We start from the raw sequence: 5,128 nt of genomic DNA, 5'->3' as shown, positions 1-5,128 counted from the left end.
GAAATGTCCTAATGACAATTAAATGATGCGATAAAGGGAGATGACAACTGATCGATGGCGGCGTCTTAGTAACTGGCGTTCAGGCTGAAGCCGGCCGTATGGCTGGCCGTGCGGAACAGCTCGGGTTTGCGCACGGGCCAGCCGACAAAGGCGTCGTACTGCACGCCCAGCCACTGGCCGCGCAAACCGACGAAGCCGCCCGTCAGGCGCCGCGCAATCAGCCATTCGGCGGATGGCCCCGACACTTCGCCGTGGTCCAGCCCGGCATACGCTTCCTGGCCGCTGCTGCCCAGCGGCACGCCGAGCTCATTGCGCAGCAGCCAGCCGCGCTCGGCGGACAAGCTGCTTTCGCCGTCGTAGCCACGTACCGTGTAGCGCCCGCCGATGGCAAAGCGATCTTGCGGCACCAGCGGCGTGCGGTTGTGCTGCATGCGCCAGCTGCCCGCGTAGCGCAGCGGCTGGCCAGCCAGCTTGAACGGCGCCGACAGGGCCGCGTCGGCCAGGACGAGTTTGAAACGCGACGTGCCCTCGCCAAATGCTTCCTCGGGCGCCGCCATCGCATGCATCGCGCCCGTGCCGCGCCGGTATTGCAGGTTCAAGTCCAAGGTGGCCTGTCCCATGAATTCGCGATGACCGATACCCAGTTCCCAGCCCGCCATGCGGCGGCGCTGCACTTCCACTTCCGTGTCGTCGATGAAATTCTGCGCGGCGCGTTGCCAGCCACGCAAGGACACCGTCGTCTTGCGCGACGCATCGCGGTACACCAGGCGCGAGAGTTTCACTTCCTTGTTCTGGCTGGCGCCGCTGTAGTTGTAGTCTTGACTGATGCCGGCCACGGACTGGTGGTAATGGCTGTCGCTGGCCGTGAAGGCCAACAGCCAGTAGGCGTAGGGAATCGAATAGTGGGCCACCATGCCGCCCGTGCCGCGCGGGCCGTTGCGGTCGCCGTCGACGTTCTGGTTCAGGCTCAGGTAAAACAGGTCGTTCAGGGTCAGCCAGTGGTCGTACGACAGGGTCACGCTGCCCTGCAGCTTGCCTGTCGAGCGCGAACCGCCATCATCGAGGCCCAGCGCCAGCCGAAACGGCAAGCCCTGCTTCCACTGGATCTGCAGGTCGCTCTCGCCCGGCTTGGCGTTGCCGCCCTCGGCCGGCATGATCTGGATATCGGCCTCGGCCGTCGGCACGCGCTTGAAGTTCTCCAGCGCCTGCTCCGTATCGCGCACGTTGAGCAAGTCGCCGGGCCGCGCCGGCACGGCATTCCACCAGGTGGCCCGGGGATTCGTGCCGGGCGCAAAACCGATCTGGCGGATACGCCCCGGTATCACGCTCAAGGCCAAACTACCCTTGCTCAAGTCCTGCGGCTCGGCCAGCACGCGCGTGGTGACGTAGCCGCGCGCGATGATGGCGTTCTGCATGCGGCCCATCAGTACATTGATGGCCTGCGTGCCCAGGCAACGGCCCAGCGGAGAATCCGGCGCGCCCAGGTCGTCGCGGTTGGTGGCGTTCAATGCCCACTGGAACTGCGCCGCATCCTCGCCGCGCAACACAAGATGGTCAATCGTAAAACACGGCGATTCGCCCGTCGGCAAGCGGTTTGCTGACACCGCGGCAGGCGCCTCGAGCAGGCGCACGTCGGGATTGCGTTCCTGCTGCTGGCGCAGGACGCGCTCGCGCTCTTGCTGGCGTATCAATTCTTGGCTGGCATCGTCGCGCTGGCTGCTGCCAGGCGTGGTGGGAAGGGGCGGCGCGATTTCGGGACGGGTCTGCGCGGACACGGCGGCACACAGGGTGCCGCTAAACAAAAATACACCGCACCATGGCGTCAAGCGCAGGTGCATATGTTGCCTTAAATAATTATTTACGTAAGGAAATTATAAATTAATTATTTCTACCGGGCAACTTTATTTATTTCTTGAGAACTTTACCTCTTTGGTAACTACTTTTCATCTATCCAATTACCACTAGTAATCAAAGATATCGTCTTGAGCACCCCACGATCATGCTGAAGCCTGCGACAAGATCTCCGTCACTTGTCGCTGCCTGTACGCTGGAACAGCACCTAGCGTGCCTGCAGCAGCCTGGACGATCACTGCCAAGCTAGATATTTTCTGAACGGGAAATTTATTTTTGAAATTATCAAGCAGACTGAATTTTGTATTTCGACCTATGCTTCTTCAATGCCAATTCACAACTATACCCAATAAAACCATAGCTGTGATCCTTGAATAAAGTAACGCCTTCGCGCATATCAAAGTCATTTGGCCTTGGAAAACCATGGACAGCGAAAATTTCTGTCGCATAGACCGCATAGTCACGCATGGTTCTAAAGCTCCAATACTCAAAAGGAAAACAAAAAATTAGCGGCATCAGAAATATGATGCCAAACATCGTAATTAAATGCTCTTTTTTTTCTAACGATACATCGATAGAAAAAAGAAGCATAAGTGAAAGAATTATCCAAACAGCGAATGTCATGTTCCTTGCAAATTTCATGCAACTCCAGAAAAAAGCACGCTCTCCGCAATAAGCATTCAATGGCATCATAAAAAAGCTATCGTCGATGCGCAGCAAACTGTGTACGTACAGCACATCCTCTTTCTGTGTCACCACCAATTTTACGATATCGCCATCCTTGATCTTGTCAGCGTCTCTAAAAACGCCACACACTACTTTTCCATTGACCATTCCGGCAAAATTGTACATATCTTCGCCATCGTAAAAACTCAGCATGGCGGCATTTGTCAAGGCTCCTGGCATGCCGTTGATCACGGCTGCAACGCCACCAGCCAGATTTTTTTCCACAAAGCTGCTTTCGATTTCATCAAGTAAATTCACATTTGTTGCAGCCATATGGAATTCCGTGAGCTTTCCCTCCACTGTAAAAAAATCCCCTTCGGAAGATGTATTTTCAATATTCTCTTCGGCCATGATTCGCTTCCTAACAATTATGCTTGAACCGCCTTTAATGCCTTATGCAGCTCCATCAATTTTTTCACCAGAATCAAACAGCTATTCGCTAGCTCCCACTTCTTTTCCTCAAGTCGCATATTTATCAGGCAGATGGAATCTTGTGCTTCAACCTGTGTTTTTTCAGAGCCAGCTCACAATTCGTTGCAAAAAATACATTTCCATTATTTTCGAAAAAAGTAATCCCTTTGCGAGCATCAAATACATCTGACTTTGGGAAACCATAAGCGAGGAAAATTTTCTCAGCGCATACAGAATAATCACGTATGCTCTTATATGTCCAGCATTAGAAAGGAAAACAAAACAGCGGAGGCATCAACAATATCGCGCCAAATGCTGTAATTAAATTTTCTTTTTTCCATTGATACCAATAATATATTTCCAATAACCCATCAATTCCGCGCAGGGAGTAACTGAGATCGAACTTCAAAATTAAAAAAAATTATCAGGAAGATTGAATATTATATTTCAACCGGTGTTTCTTCAAAGCCAACTCACAACTATATCCAATAAAGCCATGGCTTTGATTTTTAAATAAAGTAGCACCCATTCGCATATCAAAGTCACTAGGTCTTGGAAAACCATGGGCAGCGAAAATTTCTGTCGCACATATCGAATAATCACGCATGGTTCTGAAGCTCCAATATTCGAAAGGAAACCAAAAAACTAAAGGAGCCAGGAATATAATTCCACATGCCACAATTAAATATTCTTTTTTTTCAACTGATATATCAACATATGAAAAAAAGGCAGCAAAAGCCATAATCCACATAAACAGTATCATATTCCGCGCAAACTTCATGCAACTCCAGAAAAAAGCTCGCTTTCCGCAATAGGTATTCAATGGCATCAGCAACAAACTATCGTCAATACGGAGCAAACTGTGCACGTACAGCACGTCATTTCTCTGTGTCACCACCAATTTTACGATATCGCCATCCTTGATTTTATCAGCGTCTCTAAAAACACCACACACTAATTTTCCGCTGACCATTCCGGCAAAATTGTACATATCTTCGCCATCGTAAAAACTCAGCATGGCGGCATTTGCCAATGCCCCTGGCATGCCGTTGATGAGGGCGGCAACGCCACCTGCCAAATTTTTTTCCACAAAGCTGCTTTCGATTTCATCAAGTAAATTCACATTTGTTGCAGCCATATGGAATTCCGTGAGCTTTCCTTCCACTGTAAAAAAATCCCCTTCGGAAGATGTTTTTTCAATATTCTCTTCGGCCATGATGCGCTTCCTAACAGTTCTGCTTGAGCCACCTTTAATGCTTTATGTAACTCCATCGTTTTTTTCACCAGAATCAAACAACTATTCGCTAGCCCCCTCTTCTTTTCATAAAGTTACATATTTATCAAGCAGGTGGAATCTTGTGCTTCAACCTGTGTTTTTTCAGAGCAAGCTCACAATTCGTCGCAAAAAATCCATTTCCATTATTTTCGAAAAAAGTAATCCCTCTGCGAGCATCAAATACATCTGGCTTTGGGAAACCATAAGCGAGGAAAATTTTCTCAGCGTAGACTGAATAACCACGCATACTCTTATATGTCCAGTATTCGAAAGGAAAACAAAACAACGGAGGTATCAACAATATTGCGCCAAATGCTGTAATTAAATTTTCTTTCTTTTCCATTGATACATCGATCAATAAAAAAAATCCAGAAAATAAAACAACCCAAACAAATAACGTCATGTTTCTTGCAAATCTCATGCAATTCCATAAAAAAGCGCGTTCTCCGCAATAAGCATTCAGAGGCATCAATAAGAGGCTATCCTCTATACGAAGAAGGCTGTGTACGTGCAGGACATCACCCCTTCTTGCCACGACCAATTTGACGACATCGCCATCCCTGATCTTGTCCGCATCATCAAAAACACCACAGACTACTTCGCCATTGACCAGCCCGGCAAAAGTATGCATATCTTCGCCATCGTAAAAACTTAGCATGGCTGACGTTGCCAATGTTCCAGGCATGCCATTGATGGCCGCTGCGACGCCACCTGCAAGGTTTTTCTCCTCAATATTTTTTTCTATTTTCCTGAGTAAGTTTATAGTTGTTGCAGCAGTCTGAAAATCTGTGATTTTTCCTTCCAGTGTAAAGAAAACCTCATTTGAAAACATGTCTTCATTTTTCTCTTCTGTCACACTAACCT

4 protein-coding genes are annotated in these 5,128 nt (G+C 49.0%); all 4 read right to left on the bottom strand.

What is annotated here, in order from left to right; genetic code table 11:
- Positions 1-65: 65 nt before the first annotated feature.
- A complete protein-coding gene (locus AC54AG_RS19020; protein ID WP_331778754.1) occupies positions 66-1,838 on the bottom strand; it encodes a ShlB/FhaC/HecB family hemolysin secretion/activation protein in 1,773 nt (590 codons plus the stop codon).
- A 298-nt stretch (positions 1,839-2,136) separates the two neighbouring features.
- The gene (locus AC54AG_RS19015; protein ID WP_070306025.1) at positions 2,137-2,928 is read right to left on the bottom strand and encodes a hypothetical protein; all 792 of its coding nucleotides are present in this window, start codon (positions 2,926-2,928) and stop codon (positions 2,137-2,139) included.
- Positions 2,929-3,412: 484 nt separating this feature from the next.
- The gene (locus AC54AG_RS19010) at positions 3,413-4,204 is read right to left on the bottom strand and encodes a hypothetical protein (protein ID WP_496631285.1); all 792 of its coding nucleotides are present in this window, start codon (positions 4,202-4,204) and stop codon (positions 3,413-3,415) included.
- A gap of 124 nt (positions 4,205-4,328) precedes the next feature.
- Positions 4,329-5,120, bottom strand: coding sequence for a S24/S26 family peptidase (locus AC54AG_RS19005; protein ID WP_139143530.1), 792 nt, complete (start codon positions 5,118-5,120; stop codon positions 4,329-4,331).
- Between the last annotated feature and the right edge of the window lie 8 nt (positions 5,121-5,128).

Source organism: Janthinobacterium sp. BCJ23 (genome assembly GCF_059617945.1).
The sequence above is the reverse complement of the archived record's forward strand: the minus strand, read 5'-3'. Positions and strand labels throughout refer to the sequence as shown.